The following is a 25,237-nucleotide window of genomic DNA, read 5'->3' as shown; positions in this document are numbered from 1 at the left end:
CCCCTCCCCGCCCTGTTCCCGCACCTCTTCGCCCCACTCCGGGACCCTTAGAGATCACTCGTCGGGCGGGACATCCGCAACTCATTTCTCCTGAACGGCCAGCACGATCTTGCCCCGGTTGTCCCGCCGCTCCAGACGTTCGTGGGCCGCGCGCGCCTGGTCCAGCGGGATCACCGTCTCGACCGGCACGCGGTACGTGCCCGCCGCGACCCGCCGGGCCAGCTCGCGCAGGTCCTCGCGGGGGTCGTAGCCGTGGATCTGCAGATTGGTGAGCTGGAAGCCGAGGACGGCGGCGTTCTTCGGATAGAAGTCGCGGGTGTCGATCGTGCTCGGCTCCAGGGCGACGTTGGCGAGGGCGACCACTCGCCCGCCGTGTCCGACCTCGCGCAGACTCCGTCCGAAAGCGGGGCCGCCGACGGTGTCGAGGACGACGTCCGCACCGCGCCCGTCGGTCAGCCGCAGCACCTCCTCGACCTCCGCGTCGCCCGGGTGCGCGGAGGTGTCGAGGGTGTCGTGGGCGCCGAATCCGGCGGCCCAGGCGGTCTTGTCGGGTGAGCCCGCGAGCGCGACGACACGGGCGCCGGCCTCGGCGGCGATCTGGACGGCCGCGCTGCCCACCCCGCTCGCGGCGGCCTTCACCACCACGGTGTCGTCCTTGGTCACCTTCGCCAGATGGCGCAGGCAGTACCAGGCGGAGAGCCAGGCGACGGGCAGGGCGGCGGCCTCGGTCAGCTCCAGACCGTCCGGCACGACCGTGACCTGCCGGGCGGGCACGACGGCCAACTCGGCGTAGAAACCAGGTGCGTTCACCCCGTCCAGGGCCATGACCCGCTGTCCGACCTCGATGCCGGTCACCCCCTCCCCCACCGCGGCGACGACGCCGGCCGCCTCCACGCCCGGGATCAGCGGTGGACGTCCGGCCCGGTGGTACCGCCCGGCACGGACCAGCGCGTCCGCCCGGTTCACCCCCGCCGCCACGACCCGCAGCAGCACCTGGCCCGGGCCCGCGACCGGGTCGGGGACCTCCATCGGCACCAACACCTCGGGCCCGCCGAACTCGTCGATCCGCACCGCACGCATACCGCACCTGCTTCCTGGTGGACGCACCGGAGCACCGCGGAATCCGAGGAGGCCCACGAGAGCGGTGACACCGGTTGAAGTGGTGTCACCATGCGACACCACTTCAACCGGTGTCAAGGCGTTACACTCGGACCATGCCCTCCGCTCCCGCCGCCGTCCCCGAGCCCGCCTCGCCGTTCCCCTTCATCGGCGGACGCCCCTGCCTGAACTTCGTGGCCACGCTCGGCAAGCGGCACGCCACCCCCCTGGAGCGGCTCCCGGACCCCGACGCCCTCGCCCGCTGGATCACCGAGGCGGGCCTGAGCGCCGGGGCCGACGACACCCCGGTGCGCGTCACCGAGGGCGACCTCGTCCACGCCCGCACCCTGCGCGAGGCCCTCTACCGGCTCGTTCACGCCGCGATGGCCGGGGAGGCACCCGACCCGGCCGATGTCACGCGGGCCAACGAGGCGGCGGCCCGCCCCGACCTCGCCCCCCAACTCGCCGAGCCGCAGGACGAGGGCGCGGACCCCCGGCAGCCCCTGCGCTGGACGGCCGAGCGTCCCGGACCCGCGGCCCTCGCGACCGTGGCCCGGGACGCCGTCCTACTGGTCGGCGGCCCGCTCCTTGCCAGGGTCAAGGAGTGCGAGAACCCCGAGTGCTCGCTGCTCTTCCTGGACGACTCCCAGGCCCGTCGGCGCCGCTGGTGCTCCATGGACCGCTGCGGCAACCTCGCGAAGGTGGCCGGTTACCGGTCCCGCAGCCGCGCCGACTCCAGCCGGTGACGGCGCCGACCAGCCCGAATCCGACCTCTTCCGGCTTACCCGGGGGGCGGCCACCTCGCTCACCCTTGCGGACAGCTACGGTCCTCGATCAGCACGTTCGGTACGCCTGCGAAAAGGGAAAAGGCCAAGGATGCGAGACGTACGTGGTGCGTGGGCCGTGGCAGGCGCACAGCTCCGGAAGTGGCACGAGGAACCCGTGGTCGTCCAGTCGGTGCGGTCGGCGGGGGCCGCGACCGTCGCGTACGTGATCGCGCTGCGGCTCAGTCCGGAGCCCGCGCCACTCACCGCCCCGCTCACCGCGCTCCTGGTCGTGCAGGTCACGCTCTACGCCACCCTCACCACCGGCATCCGCCGGGTGAACTCCGTGGTGGCGGGTGTCGTCGTCGCCATCGCCTTCAGCGTTCTCGTGGGTCTGACATGGTGGAGTCTGGCCCTGCTCATCCTCGCCTCGCTGGCCGTCGGCCATCTCGTCCGGGTCAGCGAGTTCGTGCCCGAGGTGGCGATCAGCGCCATGCTCGTGCTCGGCGTGACCAGGGTCGGGGACACGGCCTGGGCCAGGGTGCTGGAGACACTGATCGGCGCGGTGGTCGGACTCGGCTGCAATCTGCTCTTCGCTCCCCCGGTGTGGGTGGGTGCGGCCGGCGAGTCCATCGAGGATCTGGCGCGGCGGGTACGCCGGTTGATGCTGCGCATGGGCGAGGAGGCGGCCGGCCGCACCCCCGTCGAGCACGCCACCGCCCGGCTGCACGAGGCGCGCCGCCTGGACCACGACATCGTCCAGGTGGACGCGGCGCTCCGGCAGGCCGAGGACAGCCTCAAGCTCAATCCGCGCGTACGGGAGGGCCTGCTGCACCGGATCGTGCTGCGTACCGGCCTCGACACGCTGGAGATCTGCACGGTGGTGCTGCGGGTGCTCGCCCGCACCCTCACCGACCTCGCCAAGGAGCGCGATCCCGAGCCGCTGTTCGAGCCCCAGGTGGGGGCGACACTGGAGCAGCTGCTGTCCGAAGTGGGCGACGCCGTGGTGAGTTTCGCGGTCCTGGTGACCACGGACATCAGCCAGAACGCCGAGTCGGCCGAGTCCCGGCTCACCGCGGAGCTGTCCACCGCCACGGCGACCCGCGACAAGCTGGCCCAGCTGCTGCTCGACGAGGTGCAGCGGGACGCCCGGCAGTGGCAGCTGCACGGCGCCGTCCTCACCGAGGTCACCCGCATCCTGGACGAGCTGGACACGGAGCACCGCTCACGGCGGCTCATGGAGGAGCTCGACCGCGGCACCCGCGAAGAGCGCGAGCGCCGTGACCACCTCGTCCGACTGCGGCAGCGCCTTCGGATGTCCCGCAGGCCGCGACAGCCGCGCTCGGACCGGAACCGTCCCCCCGTCTCCGGTCGTTCTCTCTGAGGACAACCGTTCCGTTTTCGGGGACGGGAGCGACGACGGGGGGAGCGGATGGATGGCCGACGACGCTGTGCGGATCGACGGGAACACACTGCGCCTGCCGGGCGGGGTGCGGGTCCGGTTCATGCGGACGCTGCGCCTGCCCGAGACGGGCACGCACGAACTGCCGCCCGGGCTCGGCGAGTTCCCCGTGCGCCGCGTCGAGGACCACGCGGACACCGTGCCCGCCGAGTGGCGTGCGCGCGGCGGTGTGATGCTGCCGGTGTATCTGCGCGAGGCCATGTGGCTGAGCTTCGCGGGCTCGACCGAGCCGGCCGCGCTCCAGGTCGGCGTGGGCAAGGTGTGCGCGGTCTCGGGCAGGCCGTGGAGCTCCCTGCTCGCCCAGGACCCGCAGAACTACGTGGTGCTCCCCCGCCAGCCCTGGCTCGACGGCATCAACTCCGGGAAGGGCACGGTCCGCCAGTTCGTGGCCGTGCCGCTGGGGCTCGGCGCCACGGTCGAGGGCCAGGTCACCGGCGAAGAGGTGTGGGGCGGCCTGCAGCTGCAGTCCTTCCGGCTCAATGACGCCGAGCTCGCGAAGTGGCGTGAGTGGGAGCGCCGCCGGTCCGTGAGCACGAGGTCGGCGAAGAGCGCGTCCGTCTACGGCGCCGCCCCGCCGGCTCCCGGCGCCGCCATGGCCGCCGCGCCCGCCTCGGCGGCCCGCGCGAGGAGCGCCCCGGCCATGGGACTCGGCGTGGGAGGCTCGATGCGCCAGGAGGTCTACGCGGACGAGCGCTCGCCCGGCGCCTGGGCCAGGGAGCCCGCCGGCCGGGTGTTCGTGCATCTCGTGACTCCTCCCGAGTGGCGCCGCATCACGGGCGAGGCTCCCCCGCCGTCCCCCGTCGACCGCGCGGCGTACACCCGGGCCGGGCTGCCCTGGTTCGAGTACTACGACGACGCGGCCCAGGACGTCGCCCCCACCGACACCCTGGGCGCGGTGCGGCCGGTCGGCGAGTGGCTCGGCGACGACCACGAGCCCTGGCAGGAGCCCGCGCCCCACCAGGTGAAACAGCTGGGCGACGCGCCGGGCAAGCCGGTCGAGGACGGTGACTGGTAGGCGGCCCCACCCGGTCGTCGGGCAACCCCGCCCACCGTTGCGCAGGGCGCAACAAGCATTGCCGTTCTTGCACTTCTCGGGTGTCGCACGCCAAGGTGGCTGTGACGACCGAGGCAACCGACACCCGAGGTGCAGGTATGAACACTGGCGCGGATCCGGCGCGGGACGCGGGCGGCGGCTGGGGCAGGCGCCGGTTCATCGGAGCGCTGGCGGGGATCACCGCGGTGACGACGATTCCGGCACCGGCCGCGCCGCGCACCCGCCCCGCGGCCGCCACGAACCCACCCGCCGAGGGCTCCCCCGCCACCTCGGCCTCCGGACCGACCTCTTCCGCCCCCACCGTCCGCCGGCTGTTCCTCGGCACGTACACCTCGGTCGAGGGCGGCGGAAAGGGGATCGGCCTGGCCACGTACGACCCGGCGACGGGCGCCGTCACGGCCACCGGCACGCTCACCGGCATCGGCGACCCGTCGTACCTCGCCACGCATCCGAAGGGCCACACGCTGTACGCCGTCGACGAGCGGCCACAGGGCGCCGTGACGGCCGTACGGCTCACCGACAACAAAGTGCTGGGCACCCGGAGCACCGGCGGCGCGGGCCCCTGCCACCTCTCCGTGCATCCGAGCGGACGGTGGCTGCTGAGCGCCAACTACACCTCGGGCAGCGTGGCCGTGCACCCCGTCGACGTCTCGGGCGCACTCGGCGAGCGCACCGACCTGGTCACACACTCCAGTCCGGCACCGGGCCCCGGCCAGGACGGCCCGCACGCGCACCAGTTCGTGACCAGTCCGGACGGCGGGCACGTCCTCGCCGTCGACCTGGGCACCGACACGGTCTACACCTACCGCCTGGACCAGTCGAAGGGAACGCTCACCGAGGTCTCCCAGGCGCACACCCGGCCGGGCGCGGGGCCACGGCATCTCACCTTCCACCCCGACGGCCGTTTCGCCTATCTCGCCAACGAGGTCGACAACACGGTCGTGGTCTGCGCGTACGACCCGGCGAGCGGGCGGCTCACCCCGGGCGAGCCGCAGTCCACCGGCACGGGCGCGGGCACGAACTACCCGGCGCAGATCCTGGTGACGTCGAACGGGTCGTACGCCTATCTCGCCAACCGCGGCCACAACAGCCTGACGCGGTACGGGGTCGAGGCGGCCGGTGCCCGGTTGAGGCTCCTGGACACCGTGCCGGTCGGCGGCGACTTCCCGCGCCACCTCGCCTTCTCACCGGACGAACGGCTGCTGTTCACGGCGAACCAGCGCTCGAGCACGGTCAGTGTCTTCCACGTCGAGGGCGCAAGCGGTGAACTCCGGCTCGCGGGCAAGCCGTTCGCCTCACCCGTCGCCGTCTGTGCGCTGCCGCTGTAGCGCGCGGGGGCAGTTCGCGGAGCTCGCCTGCGTGAGCAGCACATGCATCCGCTCGGTGAGCTGCGAGACGTCGTCGGCGGGCGAGTGGAAGGACAGGCGTACGTCGCCGTTGCCGCGCGCCCGTTCGATCCGCAGCGTCAGTCCGTGCCGGTCGACGGCGAGCGGCTGGACGCGGACCGCGCCGTGCAGACCCTCGGGCTCGACGAGGCGGGTCAGCCGCTCGACGGCGTCCGGGTGCGCGTCGGCCAGGTGGGTGAGCAGGCTCGCCTCGGCCGTAGCGAGCGGATCGGGGACGGCGTCCGCGAACTCGTCGAGGTCCACCACGAGCGCGCCGGACGCCTCCCGCAGCACCACGCGCGAGGGCCGGAACTCCAGGTGGCCCTCCGCCAGGACGAACCGGCCGGCCATCCAGAGCCGGGCGCGGATCCGGTTGCGCACCGGCACGGGCGCGACGTCCGCGAACTCCAGGACGGCGGAGGGCTCTCCGCGCGGCGCGCTGACCGCCGCGGCCGTCAGCGCGCTGTCGTCCGGCACGTGCAGGAGAACCCGACCGTCCGCGGTGACGGTGTGCGCGCCGACGAGTTCCTCCCTGCCACCCTCCGCGGTCACCGCGCAGGACCATGCCGCGGCGAGCACCGAGCGGGCGCGCTCGGCAGCGGCGGGCGCGGCCGTCCAGTGATGACGGTCACCCATGCGGTCACCCATCCCAACCTCCATTAGGTAAGCCTTGCCTAACCTATCGGAGATCCGGGTGTACGCCAACCACGCCACACCTGCGTCCCTCGCACGAGTTACGGCGCGATGGCGCCCAGAAGCGCCCGCGCGCACAGATCCCGCAGCTGCTCCCGGGTCAGCTCCGCCCCCCTGAGCCACTCCAGGCACACGGCCGTGGTGAAGGCGAGCCAGCCACGGACGGCGATCCGCAGCTCGGGCCGGTCCTCGATCCCCCCGGGAACGTCGGGGTCCGCGTCGAGCGCCGCCAGGATCTGTTGCTCCTGCGCGGCCAGCGCCCGCTGATAGACCCTGCGCACGGCCTGGTCACCGGCCGCGTCGGCGCGATGGAAGGCGCGGAAGCCGTGCGCATGGGCCTCGACGTACGCCAGGAAGGTGTCGAGTCCGGCGCTCAACTGCTCGCGGACGGGAGTGCCGGGCACCGCCGCCGTCAGCCGCAGCATCCGCTCGCTCTCACGCTCCACGACGGCCGCGAAGAAGTCCCGCTTGGTCGGGAAGTAGTGGTACAGGAGCCCGCGCGAGACCCCGGCGATCTCGGCGACCTGCTCGATCCACACCTCGTCGTACGGGCTCTCCGAGAACAGCCGCGCCCCGACGGACAACAGCTGCTCCCTGCGCTCCTCGGTACTCAGCCGACGGCGCGTCCGTTCTCCTCGCTCCCCTTGTTCGCCCATCATGGCCGCACCTTACTTGACGTCGGTTCAACAACGGGATCACACTGAAAACCGCTATTGAACCCGCGTACAACATGGTCAGGACAGCAACGTCGACGTGCCGCAGGCACAAGGGAGATCGCGTCATGGCGGAGACGACAGGGGCCGTGCTGCCCAAGGGGTTCCGGAGCGCGGAGCTGGGCTGGCCCGAGCTGCACCGCATCCCCCGCCCGCCCTACCGGCTCCCCCTCGTCGGGGATGTGATCGGCGCGAACGTCCGCTCTCCGGTGCAGGACTCGATGCGATTCGGGCGCCGGCTCGGGCCGATCTTCCGGCGCAAGGGCTTCGGCAAGGAGATCGTCTTCGTGTGGGGCGCCGAGCTCGCGGCCGAGCTGGCGGACGAGACACAGTTCGCCAAGCACGTCGGTCTCGGGGTCGCCAACCTCCGGCCGGTCGCCGGGGACGGTCTGTTCACGGCGTACAACCACGAACCGAACTGGCAGCTGGCCCACGACGTCCTCGCTCCGGGCTTCAGCCGTGAGGCCATGGAGGGGTACCACCCGATGATGCTCGCCGTGACCGAGCGGCTGATGGAGCGCTGGGACGGGGAACGCGCGGCGGGCCGGGCGGTGGACGTACCCGGCGACATGACGAAACTGACACTGGAGACCATCGCCCGCACCGGCTTCGGCCACGACTTCGGCTCCTTCGAGCGCTCCAGGCCGCACCCGTTCGTCACCGCGATGGTCGGCACCTTGACCTACGCGCAGCGCCTCAACGTGCTCCCCGCACCACTGGCTCCGGTACTGCTGCGCGGGGCCACCCGGCGCAACGAGGCGCACGTGGCGTACCTCAACCGCACGGTCGACGACGTCGTCGCGGCCCGTCAGCACTCCTCCGGCGAGGGTGACCTGCTCGACCGGATGCTGGAGACCGCCCATCCCGAGACCGGGGAGCGGCTGACGCCCGAGAACATCCGACGCCAGGTGATCACCTTCCTGATCGCCGGCCACGAGACGACCTCGGGCGCACTCTCCTTCGCCCTGCACTACCTCGCCCAGCACCCGGACGTCGCCGCCCGCGCGCGGGCCGAGGTGGACCGGGTCTGGGGCGACACTCCCCTGCCCGCCTACGACCAGGTCGCCAAGTTGCGCTACGTCCGCCGGGTCCTCGACGAGTCGCTACGGCTGTGGCCGACGGCGCCCGGCTTCGCGCGCGAGGCCCGCGAGGACACCGTGCTGGGCGGGGTCCACCCGATGCGGACGGGCGCCTGGACCCTGGTCCTGACGACGCTGCTGCAGCGCAACCCGGAGGTGTGGGGCGCGAACGCCGAGGAATTCGACCCGGACCGCTTCGACCCGGGGGCCGTACGGTCCCGGCCCGCCCACACCTTCAAGCCGTTCGGCACCGGGGCGCGGGCCTGCATCGGCCGGCAGTTCGCGCTGCACGAGGCGACGCTCGTCCTGGGGCTGCTGCTGCGCCGCTACGAGCTGCGGCCCGAACCGGACTACCGGCTGCGGGTCGCCGAGCGGCTGACGCTGATGCCGGAGGGGCTGCGGCTGCACCTCGAAGACCGGGCACCCGCGGCGGACCCGGTGTCACTGCGTCCAGTGGCCCGGGCGGGTGACTGACCGCGGCAGCCTGGTCCCGGCGCTGCCCCTGGCCGCGTTCAGCTGGGGCTGGGTCAGGAAGAACGCGTCGGTCAGATCCGCGTCCGTGAGATCCGTGTCGCGGAAGTCGGCGCCGATCAGATCCGCGCCGCGCAGATCGGCGCCGGTGAGGTCGGCGGCGATGAGGTAGGCGCCGCGCAGGTTGGCACCCCGCAGGTCGGCGCCCTTGAGGCGGGCGCCCATGAGGTCGGCGCCGCGCCGCTCCTTCTTCTTGCCGCGGCCGACTCCCGCGCGCACGAGTTCGCTGGTCCGCAGCAGGAGGGTGTTGACCTGCTGCCGGTGCGCGTTCACGTCCAACGCCCCGAGTTCCTCCGGGGATCCGTTCGTCAGTCGCTCCGTCTCGGCGAGGGCGCGGCGGATGTCGGCGTGGACGGGGCGGGCCGGGGGGAGGGTCAGGGCCTCGTTCAGGTACCAGAGAAGTTCGTGGAGCTGGCGGACGACCGGGAACACGTCGAACATCTGCCGGGCCCGCTCCGGCGAGCCTGTGCGCCAGCCCTGCCCGCCGAAGGTGACCTGGGAGACCTGCTGGCCGGCGCCGAAACAGTCGTACACCGTGCACCCGTTGAACCCCTTCTGCCTCAGCTGCGTGTGGATTCCGCACCGGGAGTCCGTCCGCAGGTTCTGGCAGGGCTTTCCCGCGTCCTTGTCGATCGCGAAGTCCGCCGAGCGGGTGAAGGGCAGGGCGACACAGCACAACCCGAAACACCGACCGCAGTCGGCCCACAACTCCAGGAGCCGGTCATCGACTGCCGTCACGCTGTCTTCTCGCATGTCACCAGCGTACTGAGCCGACAGGCGCCCTCCGTGAGGGGTTCTCTCGCCCCCGCCGCCCCTCCCCCTTCCCATCCCTGGGGGCTCCGCCCCCAGACCCCCGGGGTGCGTTCCTCGGCTGCGGGTGGGTGGGGTCTGGGCGCGCAGTTCCCCGCGCCCCTTAAGTGCGCTGGCGCGCATCTTTCAGCCCGTCCGGCGTTTGAGGACAAGGCCGTTCAGGCCGATCGGGGGTTTGGGGGCGGAGCCCCCAAGTGGGGATGGGACGGGTAGGGGCGGCGGGGGCGAGGAACCCGATGGCTCAGCCCGCAAGGTCGGGGAGGGCCAAGTCGGACAGGCGGGCGGGGTCGGCGAGGATGTACATCTCGACGATGCGGCCGTCGGTGATGGTGACGCCCATGACGGACAGGGGGCGGCCTTCGGGGGCCGTGACGACGCCGATCGCCCCGTTGACCAGCGCGAGCCGGGAGAACTCCGCGAACTGGCGGAACATGAGGGCCTGTTGGGCGACGCCGGTCGCACCGTGGACCACCTTGGACGCCGCCGCCCCTCCGACGAGCACACCGGAGTCGACGCGGAGCACGACATCGGGATGGAGGACGGACACCAGCGCCTCGAAGTCCCCGGCACGCGAGGCCGCGAGGAAGGCCTCGAGGACCAGTTTCTGCCGGGCGGGATCGAGCTCGGGCTCCGGCGCGGCAGCGCCCCGTACCCGCCGCCGCGCCCGACTCGCCAGCTGCCGCGTCGCGGCCGACGAGCGGCCCACGACGGGCGCGATGTCGTCGAAGGGCACCGCGAACATGTCGTGCAGGACGAACGCGAGGCGCTCGGCGGGTTCCAGTGTCTCCAGGACCACCAGCAGGGCCAGGCCCACCGAGTCGGCGAGCAGCACCTCCTGCTCGGGATCGATCCGCTCCAGGGGGCTGACCAGCGGGTCGGGGACATAGGTGTCCAGCGGCTCCTCGCGGCGCGCGGCACGCGTACGCAGCAGGTCCAGACAGACCCGGCCGACCACCGTGGTCAGCCAGCCCGCGAGGTTCCTGATCTCACCGACGTCCGTGCGGCCGAGCTTCAGCCACACCTCCTGGACCGCGTCGTCCGCCTCACTCAGCGAGCCGAGCATCCGGTACGCCACCGCCTTCAGGCGACCGCGGTGCTCCTGGAACCGATCCGCAAGGTGTTCGAGGAGTTCGTCGTCGTCCATCGCGTTGCTCTCTCCCCCGAACGGCGCCCGGTCAGACCTCGTCGCGCGACAGCGCCAGCAACCGGTCCAGGACGCGCGACCCCCCGGCCCGTACACCGTCGTGCTCGAACTCGTCGGTCACCCAGGTCCGCAGACCACCGATGGCACGGGCCGTGCGCAGGGAGTGCTCCGGGTCGACGTACATGTCGTCGTGGTAGACCGCCGCGGCCACCGGCACCTCGTTGGCGGCGAGGCGGGCGGGGTCGTACAGCGGCCGCCAGTCGGTGCGTGCGGCGAGTGCCTCGGCGGTCTCGCGGAGGGGACGCAGCGCGGGATCGGTGTCGAACACCCAGGGGTGCACGGACTCGCCGGTGAACAGCAGCGGTCCCTCGTCCGCGAGGGCCTTCGCCGCGTCGAACTGGGGGAACTCGGCGCGCACCCGCTCGGCGGACCAGGCGGTCGGCCGGTCGTCCTGGGCGTAGCAGGCCTCGTGGACGAGCGCGTACAGGGGGTGGCCGGCGTACGAGAGGAGGCCCTGTACCTCCTCCTGGAAGGCGTCGGAGAGGGCCGGGCCCTGCGGGGTGCGGACGAAGGCCTCCTCCAGGAGGTAGTGCAGCCGGTGGCTGCCCTCGCCACTTCCGAGGAGGATGCCGAGGGACTGGAAGGCCTCGACGGTCAGGCGGTAGCCGTTGCTCAGGACGGTCTCGTGGCGGAGGAGGTGTTCGGCGATCTGCCGGGCCCGCTCGATGTCCTGGGGGTAACGCGCGTAGTGTGCCGCGACCTTGCGTTCGATACGGGGGTACGCGGCCCGGTAGACGTCGTCCGCGTGCGCGTCGAGGGAGGGCAGGCCGCCGGTGATGAGGGCCGCGCGCAGACCTTCGGGGGCGGTCGAGAGGTAGTGCACGACGCAGAAGCCGCCGAAGCTCTGGCCGAGTACGGTCCAGGGGTCGCCGCCGGTGAGCCGGGGGCGGATGGCCTCGCAGTCGCGGACGATGGAGTCGGCGCGGAAGCGCGCGAGGTAGTCGGCCTGCGCGCCGGGGCCGCCGCGCAGCGGCAGCGTCTGGCGATTGGCGGGCGTGGAGTGACCGGTGCCGCGCTGGTCGAGCAGCAGCACCCGGAACTCCTTCAGCGCGCGGCCGAGCCAGGCCTGCTTGCCGACGAAGCGGTTGGCGCCGAAGCCGGGGCCGCCTTGGAGGTAGACCATCCAGGGGAGGTCCTGGTGCGCCTTGTCGCTCGCGACGACCTCGCGGGCGAACAGTTCGATGCTCTCCCCCGCCGGGTCGTCGTGGTCGAGGGGCACGGTGAAACGGTGGTCGGTGAGGACGACACCGGGCTGGCGGTAGCTGACGGTCAACAGGGCTCCCGAGACGTACGGATCCAGGCTGCGTCCCAGTTGAGCACATGATCGCCGACCGGCCGAGACCGGGGATCAAGAAAGTCGTACTGAATGGTCGCTCAGCAGGCCAGGCGCGCGGACCGGCCGCGAGGACCGGGCCGCGCGTCAGCGCGCCGACAGACTGGAGCGGCGCACGACCAGCTCCGGCTGGAGCACCACGCGCCGGTGTTCGTGCGGTACGGGTGCCGTCTCGGCCTCCGTCTCCTCCAGCAGCAGTTCGGCGGCGAGGGCGCCCATGGTCATGGCGGGCTGCCGTACGGAGGTGAGCGGGACGGCCGCGGCGGCGGCGAACTCGATGTCGTCGTAGCCGACGATCGCGAGGTCGTCGGGGACGCCGACGCCCGCCGCGTACATGGCCTGCAGGACGCCGAGCGCGAGCAGGTCGTTGGCGCAGAAGACGGCGGTCGGGCGGTCGGCGAGGCCCAGCAGCCGGGCGCCCGCGTCGCGGCCCGCGGCCACGTCGAGGCGCTGGGTGGGCAGCTCCCGCATCGCCGTGGGCGGGAGGCCCGCCTCGGCCAGCGCGTTCAGGGCGCCCACGCGGCGGTCCCTGACCTGGTTGAGGCCGGGCGGCCCACTGACGTACGCGATCGATCGATGGCCCGCGTCGACCAGATGCCGTACGGCCAGCGCGCCGCCCGCCACGTCGTCGACCGAGACCGAGCACTCGGTGGTGCCCTCGGCGACCCGGTCGACCAGCACGAAGGGGATGCCGTTGCGGCGGAACGTCGCGATGTTGCGCCCGGTCGCGTCGGCGGGCGTCAGCAGCACGCCGCGTACCCGCTGCTCGGCGAAGAGCGACAGGTAGTCGGCCTCCTCGCTGGCGCTCTGCGCGCTGTTGCAGACCATCACGCCGAGCCCGGCGTCCCGCGCGGCGCGCTCGGCGCCGCGGGCGACGTCCACGAAGAAGGGGTTGCCCATGTCGAGGACGAGCAGGCCCATGATCCGGCTGCGTCCGGCCCGCAGCTGGCGCGCGGACTCGCTGCGGACATAGCCGAGCCGGTCTATCGCCGACTGGACACGGGCCCGGGTCTCGGAGGCGACGCTGTCCGGGCGGTTGATGACGTTCGAGACCGTGCCCACGGAGACTCCGGCGGCGCGGGCGACGTCCTTGATACCCACCGACTGTGCCATCAGGCAGGAACCTCCAGGGGGACGAGAAGCGGCGGGCGGGCCTTCACATTACCCGCGAGTCCGCCGACTGTGCTGGTCATGCGGGCAGCCGGAAATCGGCGACGTGGAGAGCCGAGGGCGTGGTCCCGCTGGACTTCTCCTGGTACATGACCGACAGCGTCCCGTCCTGTGAGACGCGCGTCTCGTCGATCACCACCTCGCCGAAGGCGTCGAGAGCGCTGCCGTCGTACAGGAGCTTCCAGTCCGTGTACCCGGAGGACTTCGAGGCGCCCGCGATCCGGCCGAAGGGCATGATCGCGTAGGCGTTGTCGTACGTGTCCAGGATCAGCTTCGTGCGCTGGCTCGAGCCGAGGGCGATCGGGATCTCGTTCTTGGTCCAGCTGCCCGAGGCGTTCTTGCGGAGGTGGAAGGCGCGGCCGTTGTTCGTCCGGTCGGTGACGTAGTTCGTGGTGCACTGGCCGAAGCGCCCAGGCACATAGCTGATGATCGCGTGCGGCAGGCCGGTGGAGTCGGTGGCCTGGCTCTCCTGGTTCATCAGGGAGTGGTCGGGGTTGAGCGCGTCGACGACGAGTCCGGCGTCGGTGACACCCACCGTGTCGGAGCCGCCCGTGGTGCCGACGAGGGTGCCCGCGTCGTTGCGCCAGGTGCGGCCGCGGTCGGTCGAGTAGACGTAGCCGGTGTCGTGGTTGGTGATGCCGCCGCTGTTGCACATCACGGCGCCGTTCTGCTCGCGCCAGGTGAAGAAGGAGTGCAGGCGCCCGTTGACGTCGTAGTCGATGCCGTGCAGGTACATGTTGCGGGCGGTGCTGGAGCCGTGCTCGCTGGTGTACGTGCCGGTCGAGCCGGACCACTCCCCGAGAGCGGTCCAGGACGAGCCGTCGTACTCCGCGAGGGCGTTGCGCCCGTTTCCGGAGATGCCCACGCGGTAGCTCAGCTGGAGCTTGCCGTCGGGCGTGGAGACGAACTGGGGGTAGGTGAACTGCGTGGTGAGCGCGAGGCCGTCCAGCGAGGTCTGTACGGCTCCGAAGACGGCGGAGGTCCAGGCGGTGGAGGCGGGGTTGTCGAGCAGCCCGGCCACCGACTTCACGTAGAAGAAGCCGTCGCTGTGGGAGTCCATGTTGAGGTGCAGCCGGCCGTCGGTCTTGGACACGCCCATGGAGATCACGTTGTGCGAGTCGGAGCTCGTGAGCCGATGGGCGAGGGTGACCGTCGACCAACCGGACGCGCCGAGCGCCCGGCGGGCGACGACCGCGCTGCGGTCGGTGGTGTACCAGACGGCGTACTGGTAGCCCTTGTAGGTCAACAGACCGTTCTTCTGGAACGAGTTGTTGTTGACCAGGCCGTCGTACGACACGAAGAACAGGGCCTGGGCGTCGAGTTGGGTGCTGCCGGTGAGGGAGACCGAGGGGCCGGGGTCGGCCGCGCGCGCCGTACCGGCGCCGATTCCGGGGCCTGCCACACCGGTCAGCAGGGCGGTGGCCAGCAGGGTGCGTCTCTTCATGTCCGGACTCCTGGGTAGGGCTTCGCGCGGGTGCCGGTGGGCGGCGGCGGGTGACGGGGGGCCAGAAAGGTGTCAGGCGAGGTGGAAGACCTCGGTGAGGGGCTTCATGGCCTCGTCGGGTCTGGCGCCGTCCAGCGATTCGAAGAACGGCGCCATCTCCGCCTGCCAACGGGCATTGATGTCGGTGGCTTCCATGCCGGCCTGCGCGGCCGCGAAGTCCTCGGTCTCCAAGTAGCCGACCAGCAGGCCGTCCTCGCGCAGGAAGAGCGAGTAGTTGTGCCAGCCGGTGGCCGAGAGCGCATCGAGCATCTCGGGCCACACGGCGGCGTGCCGCTCGCGGTACGCGTCGAGGCGGTCCGCACGGACCTTCAGCAGAAAGCACACACGCTGCATCAAGGGACCCCCGGATCCTAGAAGTTGAACTGGTCGATGTTCTTGGCGTCGAAGACGGTCGGCTTGCCCAGGTTGATCACGCCGCCCTTGCCGATGGTGAACGAGCCCATGTCACCGGCCTTGAAGGTCTCGCCCTCGGCGCCGGTGATCTGTCCCGAGGCGAGCGCCACGGCCGTACGCGCGGCGAGTTCGCCGAGCTTCGCCGGGTTCCACAGCTCGAAGGCGTCCACGGTGCCGTTCTTGACGTACTTGCGCATGTCGTTGGGGGTGCCGAGGCCGGTCAGCTTGACCTTGCCCTTGTACTTGGAGCCGGACAGGTACTGGGCCGCGGCCTTGATGCCGACCGTGGTCGGGGAGATGATCCCCTTGAGGTTCGGGTGCTCCTGGAGGAGACCCTGGGTCTGCTGGAAGGACTGCTGGGCGTCGTCGTTGCCGTAGGCGACCTTGACCAGCTTGACGTCCTTGTACTTGGGGTCCTTCAGCTCGTCCTTCATGAAGTCGATCCAGGTGTTCTGGTTCGTCGCGGTCTGCGCGGCGGACAGGATCGCTATCTCGCCCTTGTAGCCGATCTGCTCGGCGAGCAGCTGGACCTCGGTGCGGCCCAGGTCCTCGGCGCTGGCCTGCGAGACGAAGGCGTTGCGGCACTCGGGGTTGGTGTCGGAGTCGTAGGTGACGACCTTGATCTTGTTGCTCATGGCCTGCTTGAGCGCGGTGCACAGGGCGCCCGGGTCCTGCGCGGATACTGCCATCGCGTTGACCTGCTGCTGGGTGAGCGTGTTGACGTAACTCACCTGCCCGGAGGTGTCGGTGGCGCTGCTGGGGCCGACCTCCTTGTACTTGGAGCCCAGCTCTGTCAGCGCCGTTTCGCCGCCCTTGTCCGCCGAGGTGAAGTAGGGGTTGTTGACCGCCTTGGGCAGGAAGCCGACCGTGAGGCCCTTCTTGAGGGCGGCGTTCGGGTCCGCCTTGCCGCCGGTGACGGCCGAGCCGGTGTTCTCGTCCTTGACGTCCTTCTTCGTGGTGCCGCCGCAGGCAGTCGCGGCGAGGGTGAGAGACGTGACGGCGGCGAGGGCCGCGCAGGCACGACGGAGGGATGACTTGCGCATGGCATGGGGTCCTTTGATACGAGGGTGAGCGGGAGCGCCCCTTCAGGGGCGCGGGGAACTGCGCGACCAGCCACATCGGGGCCCGCAGACGCAGAACGACCTATCCGGTGGAGCGAGCCGCGGCCCTTGCCACAGCGACTTGCTGAGCAACCCGAGGGCCAAGCACGGAGACAACGAGCAGAACGCCGGTGACGACGATCTGCGACTGCGCGGAAACATTCAGCAGACTCATCACGTTCTGCAGCGCCCCGAGCAGAAAGACACCCGCGATCGCACCTCCCAACGTGCCCTTGCCGCCGTCGAAGTCGATGCCGCCGAGCAGGACGGCGGCGACGACGGAGAGTTCGAGGCCGTTGGCGTTGTCGTAGCGGGCGCTGGCGTAGTGCAGGGCCCAGAAGACGCCGGTGAGCGAGGCCATGAAGCCGGTGGCGACGAAGAGGATCAGCTTCTGCCGCTTGACGCGGATGCCGGCGAACCGGGCGGCCTCCTCGTTGGCGCCGACCGCGAAGGCCGAGCGCCCGAACGGGGTGGCGTGCAGTACCACCACGGCGATCGCGAGGAGTACGAGGAAGGGCAGGAAGGCCTGCGGGATGAAGGTGTTCCCGATGCGCCCGGACGCGAAGTCCTGGTACTGGGTGGGGAAGTCGGTCACCGCGTCCGAGCCGAGCACGATCTGCGCGATGCCCCGGTAGGCGGCGAGCGTGCCGATGGTGACGGCGAGGGACGGCAGCCCGAGCCTGGTCACCAGCAGGCCGTTGACCAGTCCGCACACCACTCCGAGGAGCAGGCAGATCGGGATGATCGTCTCGATCGCCATGCCCTGGTTCCACAGGGCGCCCATCACCGAGCCGGACAGACCGGCCGTGGAGGCGACCGAGAGGTCGATCTCCCCGGCCACCACGAGCAGCGTCATGGGCAGCGCGATCAGCGCGATGGGCAGTGTGTTGCCGATCAGGAACGACAGGTTGAGGGCGTTGCCGAAGCCGTCGACGAAGCCGAAGGAGAACAGCAGCAGGACGATGAGGAGGGCGCCGACGACCGTGTCCCAGCGGACGGCGCGCGCGAGGGACGAGTCAGCCATGGCGGGCGTTCCTCTTCTTCAGTGCGGAGGCCACGCGCAGCGCGACGATCCGGTCGACCGCGATGGCGAGGATGAGCAGGATGCCGTTGATGGCGAGCACCCAGACGGAGCTGACGCCGAGGGCGGGCAGCACACTGTTGATGGAGGTCAGCAGCAGCGCGCCGAGCGCGGCGCCGTAGACGCTGCCGGAGCCGCCGGTGAAGACGACACCGCCGACCACGACCGCGCTGACGACGGTGAGTTCGTAGCCGGTGCCGGTGCCGGAGTCGACGTTGCCGAACCGGGCGAGGTACAGGGCGCCCGCGAGTCCGGCGAGGCCGCCGCACACGATGTACGCGGTGAGGATCCGCTTGCGGACGGGGATGCCGGCGAGCCGGGCGGCCTCCGGGTTGGAGCCCAGCGCGTACAGCTCGCGGCCGCTGCCGAAGTGCTTGAGGTAGTACGCGGTGACCAGCAGGACCGCCAGCGCGATCAGGGCGAGGTACGGGACCGCGGAGATGCCGCCGGAGCCGAAGTCGACGAAGCCGCCGGGGAGGTCGGCCGCGGTGATCTGGCGGGAGCCGACCCAGATGGAGTCGACGCCCCGGATGATGTAGAGCGTGCCGAGGGTGACGACCAGCGCGGGCACCTGGCCGAGGCTGACCAACAGCCCGTTGACCAGTCCGCAGCCGATGCCGAGCAGGACGGCCAGGAAGACCGCGACGACGGGGTTTCCGCCGCCGTGCAGATAGGTGCCGGCGGTGAAGGCGCTGATGCCGAGGGTGGAGCCGACCGACAGGTCGACGTTCCGAGTGATCACGACCAGCGACTGACCGGTGGCGACCAGCACCAGGATCGTCGCGTTCAACAGCAGGTCCTTGATGCCCTGTTCGGACAGGAACTCGCTGTTGCCCATCTGGGTGATGGCGATCATCACCAGGAAGACGACCAGGATGGCGAGTTCACGCATCTTGAAGACACGGTCCACCAGCCGGGTGCCACTCGACTTGGGCACCTCGGCGGCGGGCGCGGGATTGGGTGCGGTCACCGTCATACGGCGGCCCTCCGGGGGATGTTCGGGGTCTGGCTGACGACCGTCGAAGTCGGGGGAACGGCTCCCTGGGGGGAGGCGGGTGTGGCGCGGGCGGCCGAACCGGCGGCTCCGAACTCCCCAGCGGCGGCCCGCTCAACGTTCGCGGGGGCGAACCAACCGCCCGCCCCGGCCGCTGCCGGTGCTGCGTCGAAGGTGGCGCGCCCAGTGGCCGTCACGCGGCAACCCTCCCCGTCGCGGCGGCCATCACGGTCTCCTCGCTGGCTTCGGAGCGGGGTATCTCGGCGGTGAGCCGGCCCTCGTGCATCACCAGCACGCGGTCGGCCATGCCGAGGATCTCGGGCAGGTCGGAGGAGATCATCAGGACGGCCACCCCGTCGGCGGCCAACTCGGAGAGCAGCCGGTGCACTTCGGCCTTCGTACCGACGTCGATGCCTCGGGTGGGCTCGTCGACGATCAGCACCTTGGGGCCGGTCGCGAGCCACTTGGCGAGGACGACCTTCTGCTGGTTGCCGCCGGACAGGGTGTTGACGGTGTCGGCGATCCGGGCGTACTTCACCTGGAGCTTGACGGCCCAGTCGAGGGAGCGGCTGCGCTCGGCGCCGCGGTCCACCAGCCCCGCCTTCACGGTCGTACGCAGCCCGGTGAGCCCGATGTTGCGCTCGATGGACATGTCCATCACCAGGCCCTGGGCGCGCCGGTCCTCGGGGACGAGGGCGAGCCCCGCGGCCATGGCCGTGGAGGGCGCCCCGTTCGTCAGCGGCTTCCCGTCGACCTCTACCTCTCCGGCGTCCCAGCGGTCGACGCCGAAGACGGCCCGGGCGACCTCCGTACGCCCGGCGCCGACGAGTCCGGCGAGACCGACGATCTCGCCGCGCCGCACGTCGAAGGAGACGTCGGTGAAGACGCCCTCGCGGGTCAGCCGGCGCACGCTCAGGGCGACTTCGCCCGCCTCGACGTCCTGCTTGGGGTAGAGCTCGTCGAGGTCGCGGCCGACCATCCGGCGTACGAGGTCGTCCTCGGTCATGCCGTCGAGGGGCTCGCTGGAGATCAGGGCGCCGTCGCGCAGGGTCGTGACCCGCCGGCAGATCTGGAAGATCTCCTCCAGGCGGTGCGAGATGAACAGCACCGCCGAGCCCTGCTCGCGCAGGGTACGCACGACACCGAAGAGGCGGGCCACCTCGCTGCCGGTCAGGGCGGCGGTCGGCTCGTCCATGATCAGGACGCGGGCGTCGAAGGAGAGCGCCTTGGCGATCTCGACGATCTGCTGGTCGGCGATGGACAGTCCGCGCGCCGGGCGGTCGGGGTCGAGTTCGACACCGAGTCGCTTCATCAGGGCGGCGGTCGCCTCGTGGGTGGCCTTGTGGTCGATACGGCCGAGGGCGCGCCGGGGCTGGCGGCCCATGAAGATGTTCTCCGCGATCGACAGGTCGGGGAAGAGGGTGGGCTCCTGATAGATCACCGCGATGCCCGCGTCGCGGGCGTCGGCGGGACCGTGGAAGACGGTGGGCTCACCGTCCAGCAGCACCCGACCGGCGTCCGGTCGGTGCACGCCGGCGAGCGTCTTGATGAGGGTCGACTTGCCCGCGCCGTTCTCACCGGCGAGAGCGTGCACCTCGCCGGGGAACAGTTCCAGGGACACGTCCCGCAGGGCGCGTACCGCGCCGAAGGACTTGGAAATGTCCTCCAGCGCCAGTACGGGGGCCGGACCCGCGTCGGACCGGTGGGTCATGTGAGCTCCTCAACGACGCGGGCGGCGAGGCCTCACGACGTCGTGAAAGGTTTCAACTAGGTTGCCGGGACGTTAGGCAGGTTGCCCAGGTCACGTCAATGGGTGCGGGTCGAAATTTTCGATAGCCGATGGTCACAACCGAGTCACGAAGGGCGGTCTTCATCCAGGGGCTTGACACGCCTTCGGACGGCTCATAGCTTCGGCGTTCTGAATCGTTTCAGATCGTTTCAGACGGAAGAGCTGTTCCGATCAGGCAGAAGTGCAGTTCGGACCCGACTCCACAAGTCGTTCGAAACCGAAGCCACACCCGAAGTCACAGGAGCCCCGAAGTGACCGAGCTTGCCGCGGTGAAGACCGCCCTCAAGACCCAGGCAGTAGAGACGCCCTCGTGGGCGTACGGGAACTCGGGAACCCGCTTCAAGGTGTTCGCGCAGCCCGGAGTCCCGCGCAATCCGCGCGAGAAACTGGACGACGCCGCCCAGGTGCACGCCTTCACGGGGGCCGCGCCGACCGTCGCGCTGCACATCCCCTGGGACAAGGTCGACGATTATGGGGCGCTGGCGAAGTACGCGCAGGAGCGCGGCCTGAAGTTGGGCGCGATCAACTCCAACACCTTCCAGGACGACGACTACAGGCTCGGCTCGATCTGTCACCCGGACGCCGCCGTCCGCAGGAAGGCCCTCGATCACCTGCTCGAGTGCGTGGACATCATGGACGCGACGGGTTCGAAGGACCTGAAGCTCTGGTTCGCCGACGGTACGAACTATCCCGGTCAGGACGACATCCGTGAGCGCCAGGACCGGCTGGCCGAGGGCCTGGCCCAGGTCTACGAGCGACTCGGGGACGACCAGCGAATGCTGCTGGAGTACAAGTTCTTCGAGCCCGCCTTCTACATGACGGACGTCCCGGACTGGGGCACGGCGTACGCGCACTGCCTCAAGCTCGGCCCGAAGGCGCAGGTCGTCGTCGACACCGGGCACCACGCGCCCGGCACCAACATCGAGTTCATCGTCGCGACGCTGCTGCGCGAGGGGAAGCTCGGCGCGTTCGACTTCAACTCGCGGTTCTACGCCGACGACGACCTGATGGTCGGTGCTGCCGATCCCTTCCAGCTGTTCCGGATCATGTACGAGGTGATCCGCGGCGGTGGCTTCACGCCGGACGTCGCCTTCATGCTCGACCAGTGCCACAACATCGAGGCGAAGATCCCGGCGATCATCCGTTCCGTGATGAACGTGCAGGAGGCGACGGCGAAGGCGCTGCTCGTGGACGGTGCGGCGCTGGCCGACGCGCAGCGTACCGGGGATGTGCTCGCGGCCAACGCGGTGATCATGGACGCGTACAACACCGATGTGCGGCCGTTGCTGGGTGAGGTGCGCGAGGAACTGGGGCTGGATGCGGATCCCGTCTCGGCGTACCGCCGATCCGGGTGGGGGGAGAAGATCGCGGCGGAGCGAGTTGGTGGGCAGCAGGCGGGGTGGGGGGCCTGAGCAGCTGAGTCTCGTCTGCCTGGTTCGGCTTGTCGCAGGCTGCGGGCCTTATGTGGCTGGTCGCGCAGTTCCCCGCGCCCCTGAGGGGCGCGCCGCAGCACAGGTACGTCACTCTCTTCACTCTTCTTTCTCTAAGGATTAGGAACATGACATCCCATCCCGAAGCCGCCGCTCTGTTGGCTCGGTCGCACCGGCTCGGTGCTGATCCTCGTAATACCAACTACGCGGGCGGCAATGCCTCCGCGAAAGGCACCGACACCGACCCTGTGACCGGCGGTGATGTCGAGCTGATGTGGGTGAAGGGGTCGGGTGGGGATCTCGGGACGCTGACCGAGTCGGGGCTCGCCGTGCTGCGGCTTGACCGGCTGCGGGCGATGACGGAGGTCTACCCGGGGGTGGAGCGAGAGGACGAGATGGTCGCCGCGTTCGACTACTGCCTGCACGGCAAGGGCGGCGCGGCCCCGTCCATCGACACGGCGATGCACGGGCTGGTGGACGCGGCCCACGTCGACCATCTGCACCCCGACTCCGGGATCGCGCTGGCCTGCGCGGCGGACGGCGAGAAGCTGACCGCCGAGTGTTTCGGCGACAGTGTGGTGTGGGTGCCGTGGCGCCGGCCCGGCTTCCAGCTGGGTCTGGACATCGCGGCGGTCAAGGAGGCCAACCCGCGGGCGATCGGCTGCGTCCTGGGCGGGCACGGCATCACGGCGTGGGGCGACACGGCGCAGGAGTGCGAGCGGAACTCGCTGCACATCATCCGCACCGCCGAGGCGTTCCTCGTCGAGCGTGGCAAGGCGGAGCCCTTCGGGCCCGTCGTCGAGGGGTACACGGCCCTGGAGGCGTCCCGGCGCCGGGAGCGGGCCGCGGCGCTGGCGCCGTACGTCCGGGCCCTCGCCTCGCAGGACAAGCCGCAGGTCGGTCACTTCACCGACTCCGACGTCGTCCTCGACTTCCTCGCGAGCGCCGAGCACCCGCGCCTCGCCGCGCTCGGCACCTCCTGCCCCGACCACTTCCTGCGGACCAAGGTCCGGCCGCTCGTCCTCGATCTGCCGCCGACCGTGGAACTGGACGCGGCGATCGCGCGGCTGACGGAGCTGCACGGTGAGTACCGCGAGGAGTACGCCGCCTACTACCAGCGGCACGCCGACGCCGACTCCCCCGCGATGCGCGGTGCGGACCCGGCGATCGTGCTCATCCCCGGTGTCGGCATGTTCTCCTTCGGCAAGGACAAGCAGACCGCGCGCGTGGCCGGCGAGTTCTACGTCAACGCGATCAACGTGATGCGGGGCGCCGAGGCGGTCTCGGCGTACGCGCCGATCGAGGAGTCGGAGAAGTTCCGCATCGAGTACTGGGCGCTGGAGGAGGCCAAGCTTCAGCGGATGCCGAAGCCGAAGCCGCTCGCCACCCGGGTGGCGCTGGTGACGGGGGCGGGCAGCGGGATCGGCAAGGCGATCGCCGAGCGGCTCGTCGCCGAGGGCGCGTGCGTGGTGATCGCCGATCTCGACGCGGAGAACGCCGCCGAGGTCGCCTCCTCGCTGGGCGGCCCCGACAAGGCCGTCGCCGTCACCGTCGACGTGACCTCCGAGGAGCAGATCGCCGAAGCCTTCAAGGCGGCGGTGCTCGCCTTCGGCGGCGTCGACCTGGTGGTGAACAACGCCGGCATCTCCATCTCCAAGCCGCTGCTCGAGACCACCGCGAAGGACTGGGACCTCCAGCACGACATCATGGCCCGTGGCTCCTTCCTCGTGTCGAGGGAGGCGGCGCGGGTGATGATCCAGCAGAAGCTGGGCGGGGACATCGTCTACATCGCGTCCAAGAACTCCGTCTTCGCCGGTCCGAACAACATCGCGTACTCCGCCACCAAGGCCGACCAGGCGCATCAAGTACGGCTCCTTGCCGCCGAGTTGGGCGAGCACGGCATCCGGGTGAACGGCATCAATCCCGACGGGGTCGTGCGCGGCTCGGGCATCTTCGCGGGCGGCTGGGGCGCACAGCGCGCGGCGACCTACGGCATCGAGGAGGAGAAGCTCGGCGAGTTCTACGCCCAGCGGACGATCCTCAAGCGCGAGGTGCTGCCCGAGCACGTGGCGAACGCCGTGTTCGCCCTGACGGGTGGGGATCTGACCCACACCACCGGTCTGCACGTCCCGGTCGACGCGGGTGTCGCGGCGGCCTTCCTGCGATGAGCGAGCACGTGAAGAGCTTCGCCGCGGTCGACCTCGGCGCGTCCAGCGGGCGCGTCATGGTCGGCCGCATCGGCCCCGAGGCGCTGGAGCTGACGGAGGCGCACCGCTTCCCGAACCGGCCGGTGCGGGTACCCGAGGGGCTGCGGTGGGACATCCTCTCGCTGTACGCGGGGGTGCTCGACGGACTGCGGGCGGCCGGGCAGGTCGACTCCGTCGGCATCGACAGCTGGGCCGTGGACTACGGGCTGCTGGACGCCGACGGCGCGCTGCTCGGCAACCCGGTGCACTACCGCGACGCCCGCACCGAGGGGGTCGCGGAGAAAGTGTGGGCCACCTTGCCCGCCGCCGAGCTGTACGCGGCGACCGGGCTCCAGTACGCGCCCTTCAACACCCTGTACCAGCTCACGGCGGCCCGCTCGACGGCACAACTCGGCGCCGCCGAGCGGCTGTTGCTCGTTCCCGACCTGCTGGCGTACTGGCTCACGGGCGAGGCGGGCACGGAGATCACCAACGCGTCGACCACCCAGCTGATCGACCCGCGCACCCGTGACTGGTCCCACGACCTCGCGGACCGGCTCGGGATCGACCTCAAGCTGTTCGCGCCGCTGCGGCAGCCGGGCGACCCGGCCGGTCTGCTGCTCCCGCGGGTCCTGGAGGAGACCGGGCTGAGGAGCCCGGTCCCGGTGACGACCGTCGGCTCGCACGACACCGCGTCCGCGGTCGCCGCCGTCCCGGCGGCGGGCGAGCGGTTCGCGTACATCTGCACCGGCACCTGGTCCCTGGCGGGTCTGGAGCTGGAACGGCCGGTCCTCACCGAGGCGAGCCGCGCGGCCAACTTCACCAACGAACTGGGCCTCGACGGCACGGTCCGCTATCTGCGGAACATCATGGGGCTGTGGCTGCTCCAGGAGTGTGTACGGGAATGGGGGCAGCCCGATCTGGGTGAGCTGCTGCGGGCCGCCGCGGAGGTGCCCGCGCTGCGGTCGGTGGTGGACGCGGGCGACGCCGCCTTCCTGGCCCCCGGCCGGATGCCGGAGCGGATCGCCGACGCCTGCCGGGAGTCGGGACAGCCCGTGCCCGCGTCGCGCGCCGAGATCACCCGTTGCATTCTCGACTCCCTCGCGCTCGCCCATCGCAGGGCGATCCGCGAGGCGGAGGCGCTCGCCGACCACCCGGTCGACGTCGTCCACATCGTCGGCGGCGGCACCCGCAACGAGCTCCTGTGCCAACTGACGGCCGACGCCTGCGGACTGCCGGTCGTGGCCGGCCCGGCGGAGGCCGCCGCGCTCGGCAACGTCCTCGTCCAGGCCCGCGCACACGGTCTGGTCGGCGACCGTACGTCGATGCGGCGACTCCTCGCCCGTACGCAGCCGTTGCGGCGGTACGAGCCCCGGGGCGACGCGGCGGCCTGGCGCGCCGCGGAGGACCGGCTCACCCGTCCGTGAACGGCGACTCGCCCGTGTCCATGAAACAGGGGCTCCC

Annotated in this window: 22 protein-coding genes; 8 read left to right on the top strand and 14 right to left on the bottom strand. The window is 71.0% G+C overall.

Features of this window, described 5'->3' with window-relative positions; all coding sequences use genetic code 11:
- Nucleotides 1–81: 81 nt before the first annotated feature.
- Nucleotides 82–1,080 (bottom strand): quinone oxidoreductase family protein, encoded by a 999-nt coding sequence (locus tag OG798_RS46300; RefSeq protein ID WP_095850983.1) that lies wholly within the window; start codon nucleotides 1,078–1,080, stop codon nucleotides 82–84.
- A 134-nt stretch (nucleotides 1,081–1,214) separates the two neighbouring features.
- Here OG798_RS46300 and OG798_RS46295 point away from each other — a divergent pair, with 134 nt between their 5' ends.
- The 4 genes from OG798_RS46295 to OG798_RS46280 all read left to right on the top strand — a co-directional run bounded on the left by OG798_RS46295 (nucleotide 1,215) and on the right by OG798_RS46280 (nucleotide 5,706).
- The gene (locus tag OG798_RS46295; RefSeq protein WP_328759065.1) at nucleotides 1,215–1,844 is read left to right on the top strand and encodes a CGNR zinc finger domain-containing protein; all 630 of its coding nucleotides are present in this window, start codon (nucleotides 1,215–1,217) and stop codon (nucleotides 1,842–1,844) included.
- A gap of 130 nt (nucleotides 1,845–1,974) precedes the next feature.
- Complete coding sequence (locus OG798_RS46290) at nucleotides 1,975–3,246, top strand: aromatic acid exporter family protein (protein ID WP_328759064.1); 1,272 nt, start codon at nucleotides 1,975–1,977, stop codon at nucleotides 3,244–3,246.
- A gap of 52 nt (nucleotides 3,247–3,298) precedes the next feature.
- Entirely contained in the window at nucleotides 3,299–4,339 is a 1,041-nt protein-coding gene (locus OG798_RS46285; protein WP_328759063.1) for a hypothetical protein, read from the top strand.
- 137 nt (nucleotides 4,340–4,476) lie between these two features.
- Entirely contained in the window at nucleotides 4,477–5,706 is a 1,230-nt protein-coding gene (locus OG798_RS46280) for a lactonase family protein (RefSeq protein WP_328759062.1), read from the top strand.
- On the opposite strand, the gene OG798_RS46275 is transcribed toward OG798_RS46280, so the two are convergent.
- Together OG798_RS46275 and OG798_RS46270 are read right to left on the bottom strand one after the other, a co-directional pair.
- On the bottom strand, nucleotides 5,674–6,399 hold the full coding sequence (locus OG798_RS46275) for a DUF2470 domain-containing protein (RefSeq protein WP_120987647.1): 726 nt from the start codon (nucleotides 6,397–6,399) through the stop codon (nucleotides 5,674–5,676). The two genes, OG798_RS46280 and OG798_RS46275, sit on opposite strands and share 33 nt — an antisense overlap.
- A gap of 98 nt (nucleotides 6,400–6,497) precedes the next feature.
- Nucleotides 6,498–7,115: a TetR/AcrR family transcriptional regulator gene (locus OG798_RS46270; protein ID WP_095850987.1), complete on the bottom strand. Its 618-nt coding sequence runs from the start codon at nucleotides 7,113–7,115 to the stop codon at nucleotides 6,498–6,500.
- Nucleotides 7,116–7,237: 122 nt separating this feature from the next.
- On the opposite strand from OG798_RS46270, the gene OG798_RS46265 reads away from it, so the two are divergent.
- Nucleotides 7,238–8,722 carry a cytochrome P450 gene (locus tag OG798_RS46265; protein ID WP_121414026.1) on the top strand — a complete coding sequence of 495 codons (1,485 nt, stop codon included), beginning with the start codon at nucleotides 7,238–7,240 and terminating at the stop codon, nucleotides 8,720–8,722.
- Here the strand turns inward: OG798_RS46265 and OG798_RS46260 are convergent.
- The 11 genes from OG798_RS46260 to OG798_RS46210 all read right to left on the bottom strand — a co-directional run bounded on the left by OG798_RS46260 (nucleotide 8,690) and on the right by OG798_RS46210 (nucleotide 20,079).
- Nucleotides 8,690–9,532 (bottom strand): pentapeptide repeat-containing protein, encoded by an 843-nt coding sequence (locus OG798_RS46260; RefSeq protein ID WP_328759061.1) that lies wholly within the window; start codon nucleotides 9,530–9,532, stop codon nucleotides 8,690–8,692. The genes OG798_RS46265 and OG798_RS46260 overlap by 33 nt on opposite strands.
- 298 nt (nucleotides 9,533–9,830) lie before the next feature.
- A complete protein-coding gene (gene sigJ, locus OG798_RS46255) occupies nucleotides 9,831–10,733 on the bottom strand; it encodes an RNA polymerase sigma factor SigJ (RefSeq protein ID WP_328759059.1) in 903 nt (300 codons plus the stop codon).
- Between the two features lie 31 nt (nucleotides 10,734–10,764).
- Complete coding sequence (locus tag OG798_RS46250; RefSeq protein ID WP_121414029.1) at nucleotides 10,765–12,066, bottom strand: alpha/beta fold hydrolase; 1,302 nt, start codon at nucleotides 12,064–12,066, stop codon at nucleotides 10,765–10,767.
- Nucleotides 12,067–12,213: 147 nt separating this feature from the next.
- The gene (locus OG798_RS46245) at nucleotides 12,214–13,239 is read right to left on the bottom strand and encodes a LacI family DNA-binding transcriptional regulator (protein WP_328759058.1); all 1,026 of its coding nucleotides are present in this window, start codon (nucleotides 13,237–13,239) and stop codon (nucleotides 12,214–12,216) included.
- A 76-nt stretch (nucleotides 13,240–13,315) separates the two neighbouring features.
- On the bottom strand, nucleotides 13,316–14,740 hold the full coding sequence (locus tag OG798_RS46240; protein WP_328759057.1) for a BNR repeat-containing protein: 1,425 nt from the start codon (nucleotides 14,738–14,740) through the stop codon (nucleotides 13,316–13,318).
- A 72-nt stretch (nucleotides 14,741–14,812) separates the two neighbouring features.
- On the bottom strand, nucleotides 14,813–15,133 hold the full coding sequence (locus tag OG798_RS46235) for an L-rhamnose mutarotase (protein WP_067360338.1): 321 nt from the start codon (nucleotides 15,131–15,133) through the stop codon (nucleotides 14,813–14,815).
- A 17-nt stretch (nucleotides 15,134–15,150) separates the two neighbouring features.
- Nucleotides 15,151–16,236, bottom strand: a complete 1,086-nt coding sequence (rhaS, locus tag OG798_RS46230) for a rhamnose ABC transporter substrate-binding protein (protein WP_120986579.1) — start codon at nucleotides 16,234–16,236, stop codon at nucleotides 15,151–15,153.
- A 100-nt stretch (nucleotides 16,237–16,336) separates the two neighbouring features.
- Nucleotides 16,337–17,317 carry an ABC transporter permease gene (locus tag OG798_RS46225; RefSeq protein WP_095850995.1) on the bottom strand — a complete coding sequence of 327 codons (981 nt, stop codon included), beginning with the start codon at nucleotides 17,315–17,317 and terminating at the stop codon, nucleotides 16,337–16,339.
- Nucleotides 17,310–18,350 (bottom strand): ABC transporter permease, encoded by a 1,041-nt coding sequence (locus OG798_RS46220; RefSeq protein WP_328759055.1) that lies wholly within the window; start codon nucleotides 18,348–18,350, stop codon nucleotides 17,310–17,312. Before OG798_RS46220 ends, OG798_RS46225 begins: the two co-directional genes overlap by 8 nt.
- Entirely contained in the window at nucleotides 18,347–18,565 is a 219-nt protein-coding gene (locus OG798_RS46215) for a hypothetical protein (RefSeq protein ID WP_328759054.1), read from the bottom strand. The genes OG798_RS46220 and OG798_RS46215 overlap by 4 nt, the downstream gene beginning before the upstream one ends.
- Nucleotides 18,562–20,079 carry a sugar ABC transporter ATP-binding protein gene (locus tag OG798_RS46210; protein WP_095850996.1) on the bottom strand — a complete coding sequence of 506 codons (1,518 nt, stop codon included), beginning with the start codon at nucleotides 20,077–20,079 and terminating at the stop codon, nucleotides 18,562–18,564. The genes OG798_RS46215 and OG798_RS46210 overlap by 4 nt, the downstream gene beginning before the upstream one ends.
- Before the next feature lie 329 nt (nucleotides 20,080–20,408).
- On the opposite strand from OG798_RS46210, the gene rhaI reads away from it, so the two are divergent.
- From rhaI to OG798_RS46195, 3 genes are all read left to right on the top strand, one after another.
- Nucleotides 20,409–21,569 carry an L-rhamnose isomerase gene (gene rhaI / locus OG798_RS46205; protein ID WP_095850997.1) on the top strand — a complete coding sequence of 387 codons (1,161 nt, stop codon included), beginning with the start codon at nucleotides 20,409–20,411 and terminating at the stop codon, nucleotides 21,567–21,569.
- A gap of 146 nt (nucleotides 21,570–21,715) precedes the next feature.
- Nucleotides 21,716–23,755, top strand: coding sequence for a bifunctional aldolase/short-chain dehydrogenase (locus tag OG798_RS46200; RefSeq protein ID WP_328759052.1), 2,040 nt, complete (start codon nucleotides 21,716–21,718; stop codon nucleotides 23,753–23,755).
- Nucleotides 23,752–25,200 carry a rhamnulokinase gene (locus tag OG798_RS46195; protein WP_328759051.1) on the top strand — a complete coding sequence of 483 codons (1,449 nt, stop codon included), beginning with the start codon at nucleotides 23,752–23,754 and terminating at the stop codon, nucleotides 25,198–25,200. The genes OG798_RS46200 and OG798_RS46195 overlap by 4 nt, the downstream gene beginning before the upstream one ends.
- Nucleotides 25,201–25,237: the final 37 nt, after the last annotated feature.

Origin of the sequence: Streptomyces sp. NBC_00271 (assembly GCF_036178845.1) — a bacterium.
Lineage (GTDB): Bacteria > Actinomycetota > Actinomycetes > Streptomycetales > Streptomycetaceae > Streptomyces.
This window is presented reverse-complemented; position numbering and strand designations above follow the sequence as displayed.